The organism is Jannaschia sp. S6380 (assembly GCF_023015695.1).
Classification (GTDB): Bacteria; Pseudomonadota; Alphaproteobacteria; order Rhodobacterales; family Rhodobacteraceae; genus Jannaschia.
In genome coordinates this window covers 353,825-372,485 of record NZ_JALKAS010000001.1, presented here as the reverse complement: position 1 = coordinate 372,485, position 18,661 = coordinate 353,825, and the positions used below count along the sequence as shown (strand labels likewise).

The 18,661-nt window shown below is 67.5% G+C and carries 17 protein-coding genes; 12 read left to right on the top strand and 5 right to left on the bottom strand.

Features of this window, described 5'->3' with window-relative positions; all coding sequences use genetic code 11:
- Positions 1 to 37 precede the first annotated feature (37 nt).
- The gene (locus tag MWU52_RS02020; protein WP_246948789.1) at positions 38 to 1,258 is read right to left on the bottom strand and encodes an extracellular solute-binding protein; all 1,221 of its coding nucleotides are present in this window, start codon (positions 1,256 to 1,258) and stop codon (positions 38 to 40) included.
- Positions 1,259 to 1,487: 229 nt separating this feature from the next.
- On the opposite strand from MWU52_RS02020, the gene MWU52_RS02015 reads away from it, so the two are divergent.
- The 9 genes from MWU52_RS02015 (at position 1,488) to MWU52_RS01975 (ending at position 10,535) form a co-directional block, all read left to right on the top strand.
- Positions 1,488 to 2,453 carry an ester cyclase gene (locus tag MWU52_RS02015; protein WP_246948787.1) on the top strand — a complete coding sequence of 322 codons (966 nt, stop codon included), beginning with the start codon at positions 1,488 to 1,490 and terminating at the stop codon, positions 2,451 to 2,453.
- Between the two features lie 61 nt (positions 2,454 to 2,514).
- On the top strand, positions 2,515 to 3,426 hold the full coding sequence (gene argC, locus MWU52_RS02010) for an N-acetyl-gamma-glutamyl-phosphate reductase (RefSeq protein WP_246948785.1): 912 nt from the start codon (positions 2,515 to 2,517) through the stop codon (positions 3,424 to 3,426).
- A gap of 22 nt (positions 3,427 to 3,448) precedes the next feature.
- Positions 3,449 to 3,901 (top strand): hypothetical protein, encoded by a 453-nt coding sequence (locus MWU52_RS02005; RefSeq protein ID WP_246948777.1) that lies wholly within the window; start codon positions 3,449 to 3,451, stop codon positions 3,899 to 3,901.
- 232 nt (positions 3,902 to 4,133) lie between these two features.
- Positions 4,134 to 5,183, top strand: coding sequence for a FliG C-terminal domain-containing protein (locus tag MWU52_RS02000; protein WP_246948776.1), 1,050 nt, complete (start codon positions 4,134 to 4,136; stop codon positions 5,181 to 5,183).
- A gap of 506 nt (positions 5,184 to 5,689) precedes the next feature.
- Entirely contained in the window at positions 5,690 to 6,694 is a 1,005-nt protein-coding gene (locus MWU52_RS01995; RefSeq protein WP_246948775.1) for a ligase-associated DNA damage response exonuclease, read from the top strand.
- Positions 6,691 to 7,566 carry an alpha/beta hydrolase fold domain-containing protein gene (locus tag MWU52_RS01990; RefSeq protein ID WP_246948757.1) on the top strand — a complete coding sequence of 292 codons (876 nt, stop codon included), beginning with the start codon at positions 6,691 to 6,693 and terminating at the stop codon, positions 7,564 to 7,566. Before MWU52_RS01995 ends, MWU52_RS01990 begins: the two co-directional genes overlap by 4 nt.
- Positions 7,563 to 9,161, top strand: coding sequence for an ATP-dependent DNA ligase (locus tag MWU52_RS01985; RefSeq protein ID WP_246948754.1), 1,599 nt, complete (start codon positions 7,563 to 7,565; stop codon positions 9,159 to 9,161). Before MWU52_RS01990 ends, MWU52_RS01985 begins: the two co-directional genes overlap by 4 nt.
- A gap of 3 nt (positions 9,162 to 9,164) precedes the next feature.
- On the top strand, positions 9,165 to 9,647 hold the full coding sequence (locus MWU52_RS01980; RefSeq protein WP_246948752.1) for an NUDIX domain-containing protein: 483 nt from the start codon (positions 9,165 to 9,167) through the stop codon (positions 9,645 to 9,647).
- 9 nt (positions 9,648 to 9,656) lie between these two features.
- On the top strand, positions 9,657 to 10,535 hold the full coding sequence (locus MWU52_RS01975) for an amidohydrolase family protein (protein WP_246948749.1): 879 nt from the start codon (positions 9,657 to 9,659) through the stop codon (positions 10,533 to 10,535).
- A 2-nt stretch (positions 10,536 to 10,537) separates the two neighbouring features.
- Here MWU52_RS01975 and MWU52_RS01970 read toward each other — a convergent pair whose 3' ends face one another.
- The 4 genes from MWU52_RS01970 to MWU52_RS01955 form a co-directional block, all read right to left on the bottom strand.
- On the bottom strand, positions 10,538 to 11,311 hold the full coding sequence (locus MWU52_RS01970; protein WP_246948745.1) for a gamma-glutamyl-gamma-aminobutyrate hydrolase family protein: 774 nt from the start codon (positions 11,309 to 11,311) through the stop codon (positions 10,538 to 10,540).
- A gap of 103 nt (positions 11,312 to 11,414) precedes the next feature.
- A complete protein-coding gene (locus tag MWU52_RS01965) occupies positions 11,415 to 11,843 on the bottom strand; it encodes a heme-binding protein (RefSeq protein WP_246948743.1) in 429 nt (142 codons plus the stop codon).
- Positions 11,844 to 11,862: 19 nt separating this feature from the next.
- Positions 11,863 to 14,016, bottom strand: coding sequence for a malate synthase G (locus tag MWU52_RS01960; RefSeq protein ID WP_246948740.1), 2,154 nt, complete (start codon positions 14,014 to 14,016; stop codon positions 11,863 to 11,865).
- A gap of 69 nt (positions 14,017 to 14,085) precedes the next feature.
- Positions 14,086 to 14,241: a DUF2256 domain-containing protein gene (locus MWU52_RS01955; protein WP_246948738.1), complete on the bottom strand. Its 156-nt coding sequence runs from the start codon at positions 14,239 to 14,241 to the stop codon at positions 14,086 to 14,088.
- A gap of 105 nt (positions 14,242 to 14,346) precedes the next feature.
- On the opposite strand from MWU52_RS01955, the gene pepN reads away from it, so the two are divergent.
- From pepN to MWU52_RS01940, 3 genes are all read left to right on the top strand, one after another.
- Positions 14,347 to 16,890 carry an aminopeptidase N gene (gene pepN / locus MWU52_RS01950; RefSeq protein ID WP_246948734.1) on the top strand — a complete coding sequence of 848 codons (2,544 nt, stop codon included), beginning with the start codon at positions 14,347 to 14,349 and terminating at the stop codon, positions 16,888 to 16,890.
- Positions 16,887 to 17,618 carry an SDR family oxidoreductase gene (locus tag MWU52_RS01945; RefSeq protein WP_246948732.1) on the top strand — a complete coding sequence of 244 codons (732 nt, stop codon included), beginning with the start codon at positions 16,887 to 16,889 and terminating at the stop codon, positions 17,616 to 17,618. The genes pepN and MWU52_RS01945 overlap by 4 nt, the downstream gene beginning before the upstream one ends.
- Before the next feature lie 117 nt (positions 17,619 to 17,735).
- Entirely contained in the window at positions 17,736 to 18,608 is an 873-nt protein-coding gene (locus MWU52_RS01940; protein ID WP_246948730.1) for a 1-acyl-sn-glycerol-3-phosphate acyltransferase, read from the top strand.
- The last annotated feature ends 53 nt before the right edge of the window (positions 18,609 to 18,661 follow it).

Genomic DNA, 18,661 nt, shown 5'->3' with positions numbered 1-18,661 from the left:
CGAAGGGGCGCCCCCGAAAAGGCGCGCCCCGACAGTCTTATTCGAGCAGCCCGGCTTCCTTGGCTGCCGCCGTGTAGCTTTCCTCGATCGCCGCGAGCGTCTCCTCGGCGGAGCGGTCACCGGTGAAGAATGCGTCCAGCTCGTTGCCGATGGCGGTATGCATCAGGCCCATCTGGCTGGTGGAGGGATAGCTGATCGGGGTCGGATCGGCGGTCGCCGTGGCGATCGCGCCCTGCGCCATCTCGTTGGGCTCGTAGCCCGGGATCAGCCAGATCGCGTCCTCGTTTGCCCCCTGCACCATATCGGTGTCGAGCCCCTCCATCGCGACGCGGAACGCCGCTTCGGCGGTCTCGTCGGGGATGTTCTTGGCGACGACGATGCCGTCCCACCAAAGGGTCGTGGCCGGTGCGCCGCCCTCCATCGCGACGGGCGCCGCGGCCGAGCCGACCTTGCCCACGACGTCGCTTTCGGCCGGATCGTCCATCGCCCCCCCGCGCGAGCCCCAGAGGTTCGCCATGGCGATCTTGCCCTGCTGGAACTGCTGCTGGACATAGGTGGAGTCGGACACGAGGTATTCCGGGTCCATGTACTCGGTCAGCGCCTTCATCGTCTCCAGCGCCTTGATCCCGGCCTCGGAATTGACGGCGGGGGTGCTGTCGTCGTTGTAGAACGTGCCGCCGTAGCCCAGGAACATGTTGTTGAAGTCCTGCGCCAGGTTCCAGCCCGACTTCATGGTGGCACCCAGCGGATACTCGACCACGCCCGCTTCCTGGATGGCCGCCGCCACTTCGAGGACCTCGTCATAGGTTGTGGGCACTTCCAGGCCCAGTTCCTCGAAGATGTCCTTGCGGTACATCAGGTGCTGCGTGTTCACCATCATCGCGATTGCCATGATGTCGCCATCCACGCGGATCAGCTGGTTCGGCGTCAGGTTCTGGCCGTACTTCTCGACCAGATCGTCCAGCGGACGGATCGTCCCCTCATTCAGAAGCGGGGTGATCGTGCCGTTCGACACGCCCCCAATCGCGTAGAGCGACGGATCGGCCGCGAAGGCGGCCGGCTGCTTGGTGCGGAATTCCTGATCCAGTTCGGCGGAGAAGTTGCCGCACTCGGCCATGGCGTCGGTCACGGCCTTCCAGGCCTCGAACCCGGCCGAAAGCGATTTGACCTCGACGTCGTTCTCGAACGCGCAGTCCGCCATCGCGGTGGTCGCGGACAATGCGAAAGCCCCGGCAAGGGCAAGTCTCTTCATCAGCATCGGTGTCTCCCTGTCGATTGCTGTCCTTGAATGGGCGAGGAGCGGATGCCCCGCCCCGATCCCCGCGGCCACCTTAGCCGCGTATCGGAACGATACCAGCGCGTCAGAGCATCTTCCGGACCGCCCGCCTCCCGTCGGGCCCCGCGCATGCATACGCTTGCAAAGACGCTAGCCGGGGCGATACGCCCGGTGCAAGTCCGAATCTCCGCCCGGCCCGGAAGGAAATCAGATGACCGACATCCGCCATGCCGTTAGGACGGGTCTGGCGTCCCTGCTGACGGCGCCGGACATCGACGCAGCGTCCGAGGCGATCCTTGCGGACGACGCCGTCTGGCACATGATGGCCCCCGTGGATCGCGTCGACGGACGCGCGGAGATCGTGTCCCGGGTCATCAAACCTCTCCGCGCGGCCCTGCGCGGGGCGCATCGACGCGACGAGATCGTCATCGGTGGCGAGAACCGGCGCGCCGAAGGCGGCACCTGGGTGGCCGCGATAAGCCATATCGTCGGCACCCATCACGCGCCGCTCTGGGGGGTCGCCCCGTCCGGACGGCTGGCGTTCCTGCGTGCGGGGGAGTTCCATCGTCTCGACGCCGGCGGGCGTATCCGCGAAGGCCGGATCATCCTCGACCTGCCCGACCTGATGCGCCAGGCCGGACGGCAGCCGTTTCCGGTCGGTTTGGGGACCGAGATGCTGTTCCCCGGCCCCGCCACCCATGACGGGGTCTGCCCCGATCCGGCGGGGGGCGCGGCCAGCCTCGACCTGGTCGAACGGATGCTGGGCGACCTGCATGTCTACGACCCGGAAACCGGCGCGTCCCCGGGCCAGACTGGCGATGGCGGTACATGGGCCGACGACATGATGTGGTACGGCCCCGGAGGTATCGGCGCCAATTATCGCTGGGACGGGTTCGTACGCGACCACCGGGCGCCGTTCCTGCACGCCTTCCCCGATCGCAAGGGTGGCAACCATTATTGCCGGATCGGCGATGGCAACTACGCCGCCGTGTCCGGTTGGCCGTCGATGACCATGACGCATCGGGGCGATTATCTGGGCGAGACCGCCACCGGACGTTCGCTGACCCTGCGGGTCATGGACTTCTATCGCTGTGCCGACGGCCGCATTGCCGAGAACTGGGTCCTGCTCGACTATGTCGACCTGTTCCGCCAGATGGACCGCGACATCTTGGCCTGACCGCCTGTTGCAGCCCACCCGCGCCCCGCGTATCCCATGTTGCAGACCGAAGGGGGGCTTGATGACGCACGCGGTTTTCATCGACGGAGAGGCCGGCACGACCGGCCTGCAGATCCGCGAACGGCTCGCCGGGCGCGAGGATATCCGCCTGATCCAGCTGGATGACGACCGCCGCAAGGACCATGACGCCCGCGCCGCCGCCTTTGCCGAGGCGGACGTGGCCATCCTGTGCCTGCCCGACGATGCCGCGCGGCAGGCCGCGGCCATGGCGGGCGACACCCGGCTGATCGACGCCTCCACCGCCCACCGCACGGCCCCCGGCTGGATCTACGGCATGCCCGAATTGCCCGGTCAGCGGTCCCGTATCGCCGAGGCACGGCGCGTGGCAAATGTCGGCTGCTATGCCACTGGCAGCATCGCCATGCTTCGTCCACTGACCGAGGCGGGCATCGTTCCGCCCGACCACGGTGTCGTCCTTACGGGCATCTCCGGCTATAGCGGCGGCGGCAAGGGTCTGATCGCCGAGTATAACGCGGGATCGGCGCCGGATTTCTACCTCTACGCCCTGTCCCAGGATCACAAGCACCTGCCCGAAATCATGAAATATGGCGGTTTGACGCGAAAGCCGCTGTTCCAGCCCGCCGTCGGTCGGTTCCGGCAGGGCATGGCCGTGCAACTGCATCTACATGCCGACTCCCTGCCCGGCCAGGTCGCGGGCCATGCCCGGATCGAGGCGGCGCTGCGTGACTTCTATGCCGACGATCCGTTCGTCACCGTCGAAGCCGCCACGACCCGGATCGACCCGCAGGCCCTGAACGGGACCAACCGGATGACGCTTTCGGTCCAGGGCGACGGACAGGGCCGCGTGACGGTCATCGCGGTGCTGGACAATCTCGGAAAGGGTGCGTCGGGAACGGCGGTGCAGAACCTGAACGTCATGCTGGGCGCGAAAGAAACCGTCGGACTGACATAAAGGCATCTCACTTTCGCCCCAAGTGGACGTCATCAATCCTCGGGACTGCCATAACCACGAGGACGACGACATGCTGCGTGTCTCCCTGCTTTCCATGATGCTGTTGCCCGGCGTCGCCATGGCGGACGCTAAGTTCGTCTCTCCCGGCGATCAGATCGCCGGCACCGGCTCGACGACCCAAACCGAAAGCGTTTCCATCATCGGGGGGCGCGAACTCAGCGGCGAGTCCGACGAGACCGGATCCTCGGAATCGGACGAGATCGTGGATTACGATTCCGGCGAGCAAACCGTTGAAGACGGAGAGGAAATCGGCACCGTGATCGGGGTCGCCTCCGACGACGAGGAAGACGTCATCATCGCCGGCCTTGAAGACGATGACGGGCAGGTCGAGAACATCGAAGGCGGCGAATGCAACCCCGGGACGACTTGGGATGCCGCCTCCGCGACCTGCTGGAACGACGAGCCCGAAGGCTGAAGCGCGGACATGTCCGCGCCTGACCTGCGGGTTGCGGCCATATCAGAAACCGACCGCGACCGGTGATGCACCGTCGCGGTCGTTTTGCGTCTGGGTTGCGGTGCCGATCCGGCTTCGTGCGCGTCGGCCTCGGGATACTGACGATCGCAAACGGCGATCGCGTAACGGCCCATTAATCTCCGACGTGCATGACGGGGCCGTGCCCATCCCCGACACGCAACGGAAACCTGCCGTGACCGATCTGTCCCCTGCTTCCGGAACCCCCGCCAAACCCGCCCTGACGCGACGGCAGAAAGCAGCGGTGGTCGTCCACCTGCTCATCTCGGGCGGGGTCGATCCCGGTTTGCGGGACCTGCCGCCGGCGCAGCAGCGCGACATCGTGCGTGAAATGGCGCGCTTGCGCTTCGTCGACCGCGCGACGCTCGCCCTCGTGATTGCGGAATTCGCGACCGAACTCGACAGCATTGGCCTGCACTTTCCCCGCGATATGGCCAGGGTTCTGACGACCTTGGAAAGCCGGCTGTCGCTCGATGTCGTGGATGCGCTGAATGCGGAACTCGGACCCGACGCCCAGCCCGGCGACAGCCCCTGGGCGGCCGTGGAAACACTCGATACCGACGCCATGCTTCAGCTCGTCGAGGGCGAAACTGACGAGGTGGCAGCCATCTTGATGTCGAAACTGCCCGCCGAGCGCGCCGCCGAACTGATGACGCGCCTTTCCGTCGAACGGGCGCCCGCGGTCGCGACCGCGTTCGCGCGAACCGAGGAGGTGAAACCCACCGCCGTGGCGCGCATCGGCATGGCGCTTGGCCGTCAATCCGCCGGCCGCACCTCGCCCGCCTTCGAGACGGACGGCGTCCGCCGGATCGGCGACATCCTCAACGTGGCGCGGACAAGCGTGCGGCGTACGATCCTGGAGAGCCTCGATGCAACGGACCCGGATTTCGCGAACCGCGTCCGCAAGGCGGTCTTCAGCTATGAGAACATTCCCGACCGGATCGACCCGCGTGATCTGCCGAAAGTCCTCAAGGAGGTGGACGGCAATCACTTGCGGACCGCCCTTGCCGGCACGCCCGAGGAGCTTGCGAGCGTGAAGACGTTTCTGCTGGGCAACATCTCCTCCCGCCTGGCCGATCAGATTCGCGAGGAGATCGCGGAGCTTTCGACCGCCCCCCCTGCCGCCGAGGTCGAGGAGGCTATGGGCACAATCGTCGCCACCATCCGTCGCCTTGCCGAGACAGGCGAAATCACGCTTCTGATCCCGGAGGCCGAGCGGGAATAGCCACGCCGACCGATGCCCCGACCGATGCCCCGAAACTAATGTGGGAGCGGTTGCCGCAACCGGGCCTCCGCTCCCATCTTGCCGGCCACTCCCCCCCGAGGGACCGGCTGTCTTTCCCGGTCAGGCCGGGTCGCGGAATACGTAGACCGCCATGACGACCGCCAACAGCCCGAGCATTACCAGCCCCGCATGCGTCATCCCGTACTCAGGGCCATGCAGCCGCGCCGTCGCATCACCGAGGCAGAACTCACCGTTCCTGAAACCACTAAAACAAATATTCACGTCAAACCCCCCGGTTAAACAGTAAGGACAAGATGCATCGCGATTGCGGCAGATCTTGGGCAGAATTGTAGATCATGGCGCAATAGTGGCGGCCCCTAGCTGCCGCAGCGCCGATTGTGGCGACATTCCGGCCGGTTTCCCGCCGAGACCGCAAGTCCACCCGGGAATCCGTTAACCAATTCGCCGTGCTGGTCGACGCTCCCCGGCGCACCTACATTGATCGCATGGTTCTGGAATTCCGAGACGAAGGCCTGTACTGCCCGGCGGGCCGCTTCCACATCGATCCGTGGCGTCCGGTCGACCGGGCCCTGGTCACCCATGGCCATGCCGATCATTCCTATCCGGGGCATCGCCACTATCTGGCCACGCACGCGGCCGGGCCAGTCATCCGGCATCGCCTGGGCGAGATCGACCTGGAGGGGATCGCGTTCGGAGAAACGCGCGACATAAACGGCGTTTCCGTCAGTTTCCACCCCGCCGGTCACGTCCCCGGCAGCGCGCAGATCCGCATCGAGCACAAGGGAGAGGTCTGGGTCGTCTCGGGCGACTACAAGACCACCCCTGACGGTCTGTCCGAGACGTGGGAGCCGGTGCGCTGCCACGCTTTCATCACCGAATGCACATTCGGCCTGCCGGTGTTCGACTGGCTGCCCGAGGCGACACTGGCCGCGCAGCTCGACGACTGGTGGCGGTCCTGCCGGTCCGAGGGGCGGCATGCCGCCATCGGGGCCTATTCGCTGGGCAAGGCGCAGCGCGTGATGACGATGGTCGACGCCTCGATCGGACCGATCCTGACGCACGGCGCGGTCGAGAACACGAACGCCGTCCTGCGCGCCCAGGGGGTCGACCTGCCCGACACGATACGGGTGACGCCCGAGACCGACCTGAAGGCACATCCGGGCGCGCTTGTCGTGGCCCCGCCCTCGGCCCTGGCCGGACCCTGGCTGCGCAAGTTCGGCCCCGTGTCGACCGGCATCGCGTCGGGGTGGATGGCACTGCGTGGCGTGCGCCGACGGCGCGCGGCTGACCGGGGCTTCGTCATCAGCGACCACGCGGACTGGAAGGGACTGAACGCCGCCATCCGCGAAACGGGCGCCACCCGCATCTTCGCGACCCACGGCTATACCGCCACCTTTCGTCAATGGCTGGCAGAACAGGGGTATGACGCCCAGATCGTCGAAACGGAATATGGCGACGACCTCCTGGAAGCCGAGGAGGCGGAGGCATGACGCCCCTCACCTGGCGCGACCGGGTGCTGGCGGCCGCCACGCGCCACGTCCTGCGGCCGATCCTTGCGCTGCCCATCCCCTGGCAGGTGCACCGGGTAGGGTTCAGCCTGTTCGCCCCCGACCCGCCGTCGCGAAACCTGCTGCCCGAAGTCGCCGTGGACATTGCGGGCGTGCCGGGCATCGCCGTCGCCCCGAGCGCACGGGGCGGGACGCTTCTTTGGCTGCACGGCGGGGGCTTCGTCCTCGGCTCGCCGCAGGGATATCGGGCGCTTGCACACGGTCTGGCCTGCCGGACCGGCATGCGGGTGATCGTACCGGCCTATCGCAAGGCACCCGAACACCCCTTCCCCGCGGGGCTCGAGGATGCGCTGGCCGTGGCCCGAGCCCTGGCCGCCGCGGGGCCGTTCGCCCTGGGCGGGGACAGCGCGGGCGGCACGCTTGCCCTCGCCGTCTGCGCGGAGCTGCTTTCCGGGGGCAAGTGCCCGACGCAAATGGCCCTGGCCTCCCCGGCCGCGGACCTCGACCCGAACCGGACCCTGCCCGCGGGTGTGGACGAGATGTTGCTGGCGGAGCCGCTGCTGCGTCGGATGGTTGCCGACTACCTAGGCGGGGCGGACCCGCGGGACCCTCGTGTCTCGCCCATCCACGCCGATTTCACCGGCGCGCCGCCGACCTTTCTGCAGGTCGCGCGGGCCGAGCTTCTGGAATGGGACGCCGACGCCATCGCCGCGCGCCTGCGCGCGGGCGGCGCACCGGTTCGAGTCGAGAAGGTCGCGGGCGTGCCGCATGATTTCCAACTGTTCGTCGACCGCGTTCCGGCCGCGACGGCGGCCGTCGACCGGATGGCCGCATTCCTGAGGGGGGAGGCATGAAACGTTTCGCCCGCCTGTTCACCGCGCTCGATCAGACAACCAAGACGACGGCCAAGACAGGCGCGCTCGCCGATTATTTCCGTGAGACGCCGGAGGATGACCGGCTCTGGACGATTGCGCTTCTGTCGGGTCGGCGACCCAAGCGGACGGTCAACGCGACCCGTCTGTCGGAATGGGCGGCCGAGGTGGCCGATCTTCCGATGTGGCTCTTCAAGGCGAGTTACGATGTCGTGGGCGACCTGGCCGAAACGATCCACCTGGTTCTGCCCGAACCGGAACCGGCGCCCGACCGCAGCCTGTCGGACTGGATCGCCGAGATCCGCGGGCTTTCCGCCCTGGAGGAGCCCGCGCGCAAATCGGCCATCCTCGCCGCATGGCGGCAGCTGGAGGGATCGGAGAGGTTCGTCTTCAACAAGCTGATCACCGGCGGGTTTCGCGTCGGTGTCAGTCAGAAGCTGATGACCCGGGCCCTTTCGCGCGCAACCGGCATCGACGAGCCGGAACTGGCGCACCGCCTGATGGGCAACTGGACGCCCGAAACCACGAGCTATGCGGCGCTGATCACCGCCCCGGATCCGGATGCGGATCTGAGCCGCCCCTATCCGTTCTGCCTGGCCTACGGGGTCGAGGGAGAGCCGGACGCGCTCGGGTCGCCCGACGACTGGATCGCGGAGTGGAAGTGGGACGGAATCCGCGGACAGTTGATCCTGCGCGGCGGGCAGCATCACCTCTGGAGCCGGGGCGAGGAGCTGATGACCGACCGATTCCCGGAATTTGCGCGCGCCCGCGATTTCCTGCCCGATGGCACGGTGCTCGACGGCGAGATCCTGGTCTGGGACGCCGAGACGGGCCAGCCGAGATCCTTCGCGTCGCTGCAGACGCGGATCGGGCGCAAGACGGTGCCGAAGAAGACCCTGGCCGAGGCACCGGTGATCCTGCGCGCCTATGATCTGTTGGAACAGGATGGGGCCGATCTGCGTGCCCTGCCCTTCGCCGAACGCCGGGGGCGGTTGGAGGCACTGCTGGCGGACATGCCGACGGAGGCACCGGTGGCCCTGTCGCCGCTCGTTGAATTCGACGATTGGGACGGGTTGGGCGACATTCGCGCCGGTGCCCGCGAGGCCAATGCCGAGGGCCTGATGCTCAAGCGACGCGACAGCCCTTATCACGTCGGGCGCAAGAAGGGCGATTGGTGGAAGTGGAAGCTGGATCCGCTCAGCATCGACGCGGTGATGGTCTATGCGCAGGCGGGTCATGGGCGGCGCGCGAACCTCTATACCGATTTTACCTTCGCGGTCTGGAAGGGGAACGACCTGGTGCCGTTCACCAAGGCATATTCCGGTTTGACCGATGCCGAGTTCCGCCGGATTACCCACTGGGTCCGGCGCAACACGCTGGCGCGGTTCGGACCCGTGCGGCAGGTCCCGGCCGAGCATGTTTTCGAGATCGGGTTCGAAGGCATACAGAAATCGACCCGCCACAAGTCGGGCGTCGCCCTGCGGTTTCCCCGGATGCTGCGCTGGCGCGAGGACAAGCCCGTGCAGGAGGCGAACACGCATGAGGACCTGCTGGATATGCTGGAGCAGTACGGGTGAGCCATGCCGGGGCCGGGCGCGACCCATGACTGGACGCTGCGCGCGGGGCTGACCGCCCGGCCGGGTGCCGTGACCAAGGTCTGTCCGGTCGTGCTACGCGGGAATGCGATCCTGGCGTTTTGCCACCCGCGCGCGGGATGTCAGCTGGTGAAGGGGACGCCCGAACCCGGCGAGATCCCCCCTGAGACGGCCTTGCGCGAATTGCGGGAGGAGAGCGGTATCGCCACCGGGGCCCGGGGCACGCTTCCGCCAGCTTCCATCGGCACGCCCGCGGTCGTCTGGCACTTCGTCCTGGTCCGGACGCCGCCGCTGCCGCCGCAATGGTCGCATTGGTGCGAGGACGATGGCGGCCATCTGTTCCGGTTCTTCTGGCACCCGTTGACCCGCCAACCCGGGCCGGCCTGGCATCCCGTCCATCGGCAAGCCCTCACGCGGATCCGCAGATCCTTGCGTCGGTCGTTGCCCTGCCGGGGTCCTAGGCCATAGACCGGTGACATGACGCTTCCGACATCCGCCCCTCCGCTGCCTGCCGCACGACCCGCCCGCCGCGCCCCGCCGGGCACCTGCGACACCCACATCCACCTGCTGGGATCGGTATCCGAAGGTCATCTGAACCCTGATCGGATCGAGGACCCGGCCGACGATTGGGATTTCGACCGCTACCTACAGGCCTATCGCGACCAGATGGACGCGCTGGGCGTGGAACGGACGGTCATCGTCCAGTCGATCCTGCATGGAACGGACATGACCCTGGTCCGCCGGGGGATCGAGGCGCTGGGCCGCGAGCGGACGCGCGGCATCGGGTTGGTGACCGACGAGGCCACCGACCGCGACCTGGACGCCCTGGGCGAGGACGGGTTCGAGGGGGTGCGCCTGAACTACGTCCATGGCGGCGTGCTGAGTTGGGACGGGGTCGAAGCGATGGCCCCGCGCCTGGCCGACCGTGGCCTGCACGTGCAGATGCTGCTGCAGGCCGATCGTCACCTGCAGGAACTGGCCCCGCGGATCGCGGCGATGCCGGTGCCGGTGGTGCTGGACCACATGGCTTGGCCGGACCTGTCGGCCGGGATCGACACGCCGGGGTTCCGGGCCCTGCTCGACCTGCTGGATCACGGGCATATCTGGGTCAAGCTGTCGGCGCCCTACCGTTTGTGCACGGCACCGTTCGATGCTGCGGATGCGCATGTCGCCGCGCTGCTGGCGGCGAACCCGTTGCGATGCCTTTGGGGATCGGACTGGCCGCAGATCATGCTGGGCGGGGCGGAGCGGGCGGATGCGGGCGCGCTTCTGGATGCGCTCGACCGGGTCTGCCCGGACGACGATACGCGCGACGCCGTCTTGGTCCGCAACCCCGCGCGGCTCTACGGGTTCTAGCGTCAGCCGGCCCTGCGCAGCGGGGCGGCACGGCCTCGGCGCCAAGCCCGGCAAGCGTCGCCGAAGGCACCGAACAGCGGACGTGATACCGGGTCGCCGGCGGCGTTCCACTCGGGATGCCACTGCACCGCGAGCGCGAAGCCTTGGGCGTCGGCGATCCAGATCGCCTCGGGCGTGTCGTCGGGGGCCCACCCGTCGATGCGGATGCGCGGCCCGGCCTGCTTGATGCCCTGCCCGTGCAGCGTGTTGGTCATCACGACCTCCTGCCCCATCAGCCGCGTGAACGGTCCCTCCGGCGAAAAGCGGACCTCGTGGCGCAGGGCGAACTTCTCCTCCAGCGTGCCGTCGGGGGGCATGCGGTGGTTCATGCGGCCCGGCAAGTCGCGGATCTCGGGATGCAGGGTCGAACCCATCGCGACCGCCACTTCCTGAAAGCCCCGGCACAGGCCCAGCACCGGCTGCCCCCGCTCTACCGCCGCGCGGATCAGTGGCAACGCGACCCGGTCGCGCGCCCGGTCGAAGGCGCCGTGTGCCTCGGTCTCGTCCTCGCCGTACTCCTCGGGGTGAACGTTGGGCCGGCCGCCGGTGAACAGGAAGCCGTCGAACACCTCCAGCAACTCGTCGATCGTGACGGCATCGGGGTCGCCGGGGAAGGCGAGCGGCATGCAACCGCTGACATGCGCCACGGCGTCGGTGTTCATCTTGCCGTTCGCATGGGCCGGATACTGGTCGTTGATCAGGTAGTGGTTCGAAATGATGCCGACGAGCGGTCGCATGGATATCCTCCGGTTCGGACGCAAGATAGCCGCGCCGCCACGGCCTTCATAGCCCGACGACCGCACGGCCGGGCATGCGGCAGCGCACGAATCCGTGGGACGCTCAGGCCTCGCCGATCAGCCCGACCCTTTCGATCCCGGCCAGCCCGGCTTCGGCATCGTTGTCGGACGTGTCGCCCGTCACGCCGATCGCGCCCAGCGTGTTGCCCTTGGCGTCGCGCACCAGAATGCCGCCCGGGACGGGGACGACCTGCCCGCCATAGGCGCCGTTCACTGCGGCCATGAAATAGGCCTGCTGTTCGGCGCGGGCCATCTGCGCGCGACCCGCCATGCCCAGCATCACCGCGCCATAGGCCTTGCCGTGCGCGATCGCGAACCGGCCGGGTGCCGCATCGTCCTGACGCTCGAACGCCTTGACGTGCCCGCCGGCGTCCAGGACGACGACCGACAGCGGCTTCAGGCCGAGTTCGGCGCCCTTTTCCAGCACGCCCTTGATGATCTGGCGCGCGCGGCGCAGCGAAATTTCAGGCATCTTTCATCCGATCCGTGGGTTACGAGGCGTTCTTCAACTCAAGCCGGCGCCGGTGCAGAACCGGTTCGGTATAGCCCGAGGGCTGCGCGCGCCCTTCGAAGACAAGGTCCTGCGCCGCCTTGTACGCGACCCCGTCGAAGGCGGGCGCCATCGGCGCGTAGCCGGGCGTGCCTTCGTTCTGGGCATCGACCTTGGAGGCCATCTTGCGCATCCCCGCCTCGACCTGCTCGGATGTGACGACGCCGTGATGCAGCCAGTTTGCCAACGCCTGCGACGAGATACGGCAGGTCGCACGATCCTCCATCAGACCCACATCGTTGATGTCGGGCACCTTGGAACACCCCACACCCGCATCGACCCAGCGGACGACATAGCCGAGGATGCCCTGGGCGTTGTTCTCGATCTCGGCCGTTACCTCGGCCTCGGACAGGTTGCGCCCCTCCATCACCGGGATCGTCAGCAGATCGTCCAGCGATCCCCGCGCCCCGCCGGCGGCCAGCTCATCCTGACGGGCCAGGACGTCGACGCGATGGTAATGGGTGGCGTGCAACGTCGCCGCGGTGGGCGAGGGCACCCAGGCGCAGGTGGCGCCGGATCTCGGGTGGCCGATCTTCTGGTCCAGCATATCGGCCATGCGATCGGGCATCGCCCACATCCCCTTGCCGATCTGGGCCCGCCCCTTCAGCCCGCAGGCCAGGCCGATATCGACATTGCGATCCTCGTACGCCTGGATCCAGGGCGTCGACTTCATCTCGCCCTTGGGCAGCATCGGTCCGGCTTCCATCGAGGTGTGGATCTCGTCGCCCGTGCGATCGAGGAAGCCCGTGTTGATGAAGGCCACCCGGTCCCTTGCCGCCCGGATACACGCCGCCAGGTTGGCCGAGGTGCGCCGCTCCTCGTCCATGATGCCCAGCTTGACGGTGTTCGCAGGCAGGCCCAGCATCGCTTCGACCCGGGTGAATATCTCATCAGCGAAAGCGACCTCCTCCGGGCCGTGCATCTTGGGCTTGACCACGTAGACGGACCCTTCGACCGAATTGCGCGGGCCGCTCTCCTTCTTCAGGTCGTGCATCGCGATCAGCGTGGTGATCGCGGCGTCCATCAGTCCTTCGGGGATCTCCTGCCCGTCGCGCATCAGGATCGCGGGGTTGGACATCAGGTGGCCGACATTGCGCACGAGCATCAGTGCGCGGCCCTTAACCGTCAGGACCGATCCGTCCGGGGCGCTGAACTCCATGTCCGGGTTCAACGTGCGGGTGAATGTCCTGCCGCCCTTGGTGACGCTTTCGGTCAGGTCGCCGCGCATCAGGCCCAGCCAGTTGGCATAGGCGCCGATCTTGTCTTCGGCATCGACGCAGGCGACCGAATCCTCGCAATCCATGATCGCCGAGATCGCCGATTCCAGGTGGATCGCGTCCAGCCCCATCGGGTCGTCCCGGCCGATCGCGCCGTCCTGCGTCACGACCAGAACGATACCGAGGCCGTTGTGGCGCAGCAGGATGCGCAGCGTGTCGCCATCGCGGACCCAGCCCCGATAGGCCGACGCCTCCGCCAGGCGCACCTCGTCGTCTCCGGCACGCAGAACCAGCACGCCGTCGTCGATATCGACCCCGGTGACGTCCGACCAGCCCCCCTGTGTAAGCGGGACGGCATCGTCGAGGAATGCCTTGCCCCACGCGATCACGCGGGCGCCGCGCGCTGGATCGTAGCCGCCACCCGACGGCAGATCGCCCAATGCGTCCGTGCCGTAAAGCGCGTCGTAGAGATTGCCCCAGCGCGCGTTCGCGGCGTTGAGCGCGTAGCGCGCGTTGGTGATCGGCACCACCAGCTGCGGCCCCGGGATCGCGGCGATCTCCGGGTCGACATTCCGCGTGCCGATGGTGAAGTCCCCGCCCTCCTCGACGAGGTAGCCGATCTCGGACAGGAACGCCTTGTAGGCGCTCGCGTCATGCGGCTGCCCCTTGCGTTCGCGATGCCATGCGTCGATCCGCGCCTGCATCGTCTCGCGCACCGCCAGCAACTCCGCGTTGCGGGGGGCCAGGTCGTGCACAAGCTCGGAAAAGCCCGACCAGAACCGCGCCGTGTCGACACCCGTGCCCGGCAGCGCCCGCGTCTCGATGAAACTGGCCAGATCCTCGGATACGTTCAGGCCGGATTTGTCGATGCGGGTCATGGGGCTCTCCTGAATCATACGTCCCGGATGCGTGTAGACAACGCCCCGCGGGTCGGCAACTCGGATTGGTCAGGCTTTCTTACCGCCCTTAGCCGCGCGGCATCGGTCCGAACAATATCGGACCTCGGCCCACACCTTCGCCCATTTGCGCCGCCATGCGAACGGACGTCCGCAGGTCGCGCAGATCTTGTGCGCCAGATCCGCCTTTCGCGTCATTTTGGGCATTACATCCCTCTGCCTCGACGGCCTCGACCTTCCGCGATCCCGCCTGCGGGGGTGGCGGCCGCAGCCTAGCGCCCCTAGCTTGCGCCCGACAGAGGAGTTTCCCGAATGCGCGATGCCACCCCCGGCCAGGACCAGAGCGTCCATCTGAAGGATTACGCCCCGGTTCCGGTGACCGTCACCCATGTCGACCTGCATTTCCGCTTGGATCCGCTGGCGACGCGCGTGCAGGCACGCCTGACCTGCGAGCGGCGCGGACCCGGCGCCATGGTGCTGAACGGCGAGGATCTGGAAACCGTCTCGCTCGCCATCGACGGGACGCCGCTGGGGGCGGATGCCTACACGCTCGATGGCGACACGCTGACTTTGCACGAGACACCCGACGCATTCCTTCTTGAAACCGAGGTGACGATCGCGCCCGAGACCAACAAGGCGCTGTCCGGCCTCTACATGTCGAACGGCATGTACTGCACCCAATGCGAAGCCGAAGGCTTTCGCCGCATCACCTGGATGCTCGACCGGCCCGACGTGATGGCGACCTATGACGTCGAGATCGACGCCGACCTGCCCGTCCTGCTGTCCAACGGGGACGAGGTCGGCCAAGGCCGGTGGCACGACCCCTGGCCCAAGCCGACCTATCTCTTCGCACTCGTGGCCGGAAACCTGGTGGCGACATCGGACAGCTTCACCACGATGGAGGGGCGAGAGGTGGCGCTGAACATCTGGGTCAGGCCGGGCGACGAGGGGCGGACGGCCTATGCGATGGACAGTTTGAAGCGGTCGATGGCGTGGGACGAGCGGGTCTATGGCCGCGCCTATGACCTCTCGGTGTTCAACATCGTCGCCGTCGACGACTTCAACATGGGCGCGATGGAAAACAAGGGGCTGAACATATTCAATTCCCGCTACGTCCTGGCCTCGCCGGAAACGGCGACGGACGCCGATTACGCCAATATCGAGCGGATCGTGGCGCATGAGTATTTCCACAACTGGACCGGCAACCGGATCACCTGTCGCGATTGGTTCCAGCTTTGCCTGAAGGAAGGGCTGACCGTCTTCCGCGACCAGCAGTTCAGCCAGGACGAACGCGGGGCCGCCGTTCAGCGGATCGGCGATGTGATGGCCCTGCGCGCAAGGCAGTTCCGCGAGGATGCGGGACCGCTCGCGCATCCCGTCCGGCCCGAGAGCTTCGTCGAGATCAACAACTTCTATACCTCCACCATCTACGAAAAGGGCGCCGAGGTCATCGGAATGCTGCGCACGTTTGTCGGGGCAGAAGGCTACGACGCGGGCGTCGCGCTCTATTTTCAGCGGCATGACGGCGACGCGGCCACGATCGAGGATTGGCTGCGCTGCTTCGAGGAGGCGACGGGCCGCGACCTGTCGCAGTTCAAGCTGTGGTACAGCCAGGCCGGCACGCCCCGCGTGAAGGTCGAGGAGCATTGGGACGGATCGACCTATCGCATCGAACTGGCACAGCACGTGCCGGACACACCGGGACAGACGGACAGGGCGCCGATGGTCATCCCGCTGGCTTTCGGGCTGCTGGATGCAAGCGGGGCCGAAATCCGGGCGACCGAAGTGCATGCGTTGACGAAGGTCACCGACAGCCTGTCCTTCGACCTGCCCGCACGGCCGGTCCTGTCGATCCTGCGCGGCTTCTCGGCGCCGGTGATCCTGGGGTTCGAGCAATCCGACGCGGACCGCCTGACGCTGCTGGCGCATGACACCGATCCCTTCGCGCGGTGGGAAGCGGGGCGCGCGCTGGCGAAGGACAGGCTGATGCGCGCGCTGACCCAGGACGCGCCTTTCGACGACGCGTGGCTGGACGCCGTCGCGACACTGGCCACCGACGACACGGCCGCGCCGGCGTTCCGCGCGCTGGCCCTGGCCCTGCCGTCCGAGGAGGATCTGGCCGGTTCGCTGCATGTCGCGGGCGTCGTGCCCGACCCCGACCGGATCTATGCCATGCGGCGGTCGGCGCAGCTTGCCATCGCCGAGCGGCTTTCACCGGCAATGTCCGACCTGCGCGCCGCCTGCACAACGCCCGGGCCCTACGACCCCTGCGCGGAAGATGCGGGCAAGCGCGCGCTGTCCGGGCGTCTGCTGGGCCTGCGGACCCTGATCGACGGAGGCGAGGCGGCGCGCGCGGCCTACGCCGCGGCGGACAACATGACCGATCGGATGGCGGCCTTCGCCTGCCTGCTGGAGGCGAACGACGACGAGATCGCCGCCGCATTCGAGGCAGACTGGAAGCACGACCGCCTCGTGATGGACAAGTGGTTCACCGCGCAGGTGATCCACGCCGCACCCCGCGATGCCGTCGCCGTGGCCGAGCGTCTGGTGCGCCACCCGGATTTCGATGCGTCGAACCCCAATCGCTTTCGCGCGGTGGTCGGCGCGCTGGCCGCGGGCAACCCGGCCGGATTCCACAACCCCAGCGGCGCGGGCTACGCCTTTCTGGCCCGCCATCTGCTCGCACTCGACCCGGTCAACCCACAGACCGCCGCGCGCCTGTCGCAGGCGTTCGACACATGGCGGCGCTACGACGCCGACCGCCAGGCGCTGATCGAGACGGAGCTGAAGCGGATGGCTGGAACCGAAGGACTCAGCCGTGATCTGGACGAGATGGTGGGGCGCATGCTGCCATGACCCGTCGGACCTTACTGATCACCGGCGCATCGTCGGGCATCGGGGCGGCCACCGCCCTGATGGCGGCGCCGGATCATGATCTGGCACTGCACTGGAACGCGAACGCCACCGGCATCGAGGACGTCGCCGCGCAGGCGCGGCGGGCCGGCGCCCGCGTCACCACGATCCGCGCCGACTTGTCGGACCCCGCCCATGTCGAGGACCTGTTCGCGGCGTTCGATCGCGACCACGACCGGCTGGACGGTCTGATCAACAACGCGGGCGTGGTCGATGCCGCGGCGCCCGTTGTCGACTTTACCGCCGACCGCGTGGCGCGCATGGTCGCCATCAACCTGACCGCCCCGATTTTGGTCGCCGCCGGGGCCGCCGCCCGCATGGCCCGGGGCGGGGCGATCGTGAACATCTCATCGGCTGCGGCACGGTTCGGAAGCCCGGGGCAATATGTCGACTACGCCGCGACGAAGGGCGGGTTGGAAGTGTTCTCGAAAGGGCTGGCGCAGGAACTGGCGCCGCGTGGCATCCGGGTGAACGCCGTGCGGCCGGGCATCATCGCGACCGACATCCACGCCAAGGGCGGGCAGCCCGACCGGATCGACCGCCTGGGCCCGACCGTGCCGATGGGGCGTGCCGGCACCGCCGAAGAGGTGGCGCACGCGATCCTGTGGCTGCTGGGCGATCAGGCCTCCTATGTCACGGACACGGTCCTCGACGTGTCCGGTGGGCGCTGACCTGCCGAGGCGGGTTCGCGGACGATTGCTGATGGATTTGCCCAAAATCCACCTATATCTGCGGCATTGAGGTCGGAGATTCACGTCTTCGACATGCTGGACTGATGAGGAAGCGCCATGCGCGACCGTCTCGACCCCATGATCGCGGAACGGGCCCCCTGGCTCTTCCGCCCCACATTTGCCGCCAGGGGTGCGCGGCTGGTCCTGGATCGGCTGCTCGCCTATGAACGCTCGGTCGAGATCGGGACGCACTACGTCGATCTGGACGTGCCGACGATCATGGCGGACCTTGCGCGCCGCATCGCCCGCCGGGTCAGCGCCACGGGACTTGAGAACGTGCCGGTCGGCGGACCGGCGCTTCTGGTGGCGAATCATCCGACGGGGATCGCGGACGGGATCATTCTCCACGACCTCCTGAGACAGCGGCGTGCAGACGCGTTCTATTACGCCAACAGCGACATCCTGCGTGTGCTGCCGCAGTTCGAAGAAATCATCGTGCCCGTCGAGTGGCGCGAGTCGAGACGCACGGTCACCAAGACGCGCGAGACGATGCAGCTGACGCGGAAGGCGCTGGATCGCGGGCGCCTCGGCGTGATCTTCCCGTCCGGGCGCCTGGCAAAGCGCCGTGGCCTGCGTTTGCACGAACGTCCGTGGATGGCCAGCGCCGCGATGATCGCGCGAAAGTTTGAACTGCCGGTGATCCCGGTCCATATCCGGGCCCGCAATTCGGCGATGTTCTATGCGTTCGACGCGATCCATCCGACGCTGCGTGACATCACCCTGTTCCACGAAACGCTGAACAAGGACGTCCAACCCTATCACATCACCTTCGGTCGCCCGCTGGACGGCGCCGCGCTGCCCCGCGACGCGAATGCCGGAATCGAGGTGCTGCGCGAGGCGACGCTGCGCCTGGGGTCGGAGCGTCACGGCGAGATCAAGCTTACGGACACGCGCCCGGCCTGGCGCCGCTGGGGCGCGCGCACGGCCTGAGCCGGTCGCGTCCCGAGGGCGACGGCATCCCCCGCAAACGAAGAACGCCGCCC

What these genes read in the sequence shown, in the direction of transcription:
- MWU52_RS02020 (WP_246948789.1), bottom strand. Translation starts at nt 1,258, where the DNA reads ATGCTGATGAAGAGACTTGCCCTTGCCGGGGCTTTCGCATTGTCCGCG.
- MWU52_RS02015 (WP_246948787.1), top strand. Translation starts at nt 1,488, where the DNA reads ATGACCGACATCCGCCATGCCGTTAGGACGGGTCTGGCGTCCCTGCTG.
- argC (WP_246948785.1), top strand. Translation starts at nt 2,515, where the DNA reads ATGACGCACGCGGTTTTCATCGACGGAGAGGCCGGCACGACCGGCCTG.
- MWU52_RS01995 (WP_246948775.1), top strand. Translation starts at nt 5,690, where the DNA reads ATGGTTCTGGAATTCCGAGACGAAGGCCTGTACTGCCCGGCGGGCCGC.
- MWU52_RS01990 (WP_246948757.1), top strand. Translation starts at nt 6,691, where the DNA reads ATGACGCCCCTCACCTGGCGCGACCGGGTGCTGGCGGCCGCCACGCGC.
- MWU52_RS01985 (WP_246948754.1), top strand. Translation starts at nt 7,563, where the DNA reads ATGAAACGTTTCGCCCGCCTGTTCACCGCGCTCGATCAGACAACCAAG.
- MWU52_RS01980 (WP_246948752.1), top strand. Translation starts at nt 9,165, where the DNA reads ATGCCGGGGCCGGGCGCGACCCATGACTGGACGCTGCGCGCGGGGCTG.
- MWU52_RS01975 (WP_246948749.1), top strand. Translation starts at nt 9,657, where the DNA reads ATGACGCTTCCGACATCCGCCCCTCCGCTGCCTGCCGCACGACCCGCC.
- MWU52_RS01970 (WP_246948745.1), bottom strand. Translation starts at nt 11,311, where the DNA reads ATGCGACCGCTCGTCGGCATCATTTCGAACCACTACCTGATCAACGAC.
- MWU52_RS01965 (WP_246948743.1), bottom strand. Translation starts at nt 11,843, where the DNA reads ATGCCTGAAATTTCGCTGCGCCGCGCGCGCCAGATCATCAAGGGCGTG.
- MWU52_RS01960 (WP_246948740.1), bottom strand. Translation starts at nt 14,016, where the DNA reads ATGACCCGCATCGACAAATCCGGCCTGAACGTATCCGAGGATCTGGCC.
- MWU52_RS01955 (WP_246948738.1), bottom strand. Translation starts at nt 14,241, where the DNA reads ATGCCCAAAATGACGCGAAAGGCGGATCTGGCGCACAAGATCTGCGCG.
- pepN (WP_246948734.1), top strand. Translation starts at nt 14,347, where the DNA reads ATGCGCGATGCCACCCCCGGCCAGGACCAGAGCGTCCATCTGAAGGAT.
- MWU52_RS01945 (WP_246948732.1), top strand. Translation starts at nt 16,887, where the DNA reads ATGACCCGTCGGACCTTACTGATCACCGGCGCATCGTCGGGCATCGGG.
- MWU52_RS01940 (WP_246948730.1), top strand. Translation starts at nt 17,736, where the DNA reads ATGCGCGACCGTCTCGACCCCATGATCGCGGAACGGGCCCCCTGGCTC.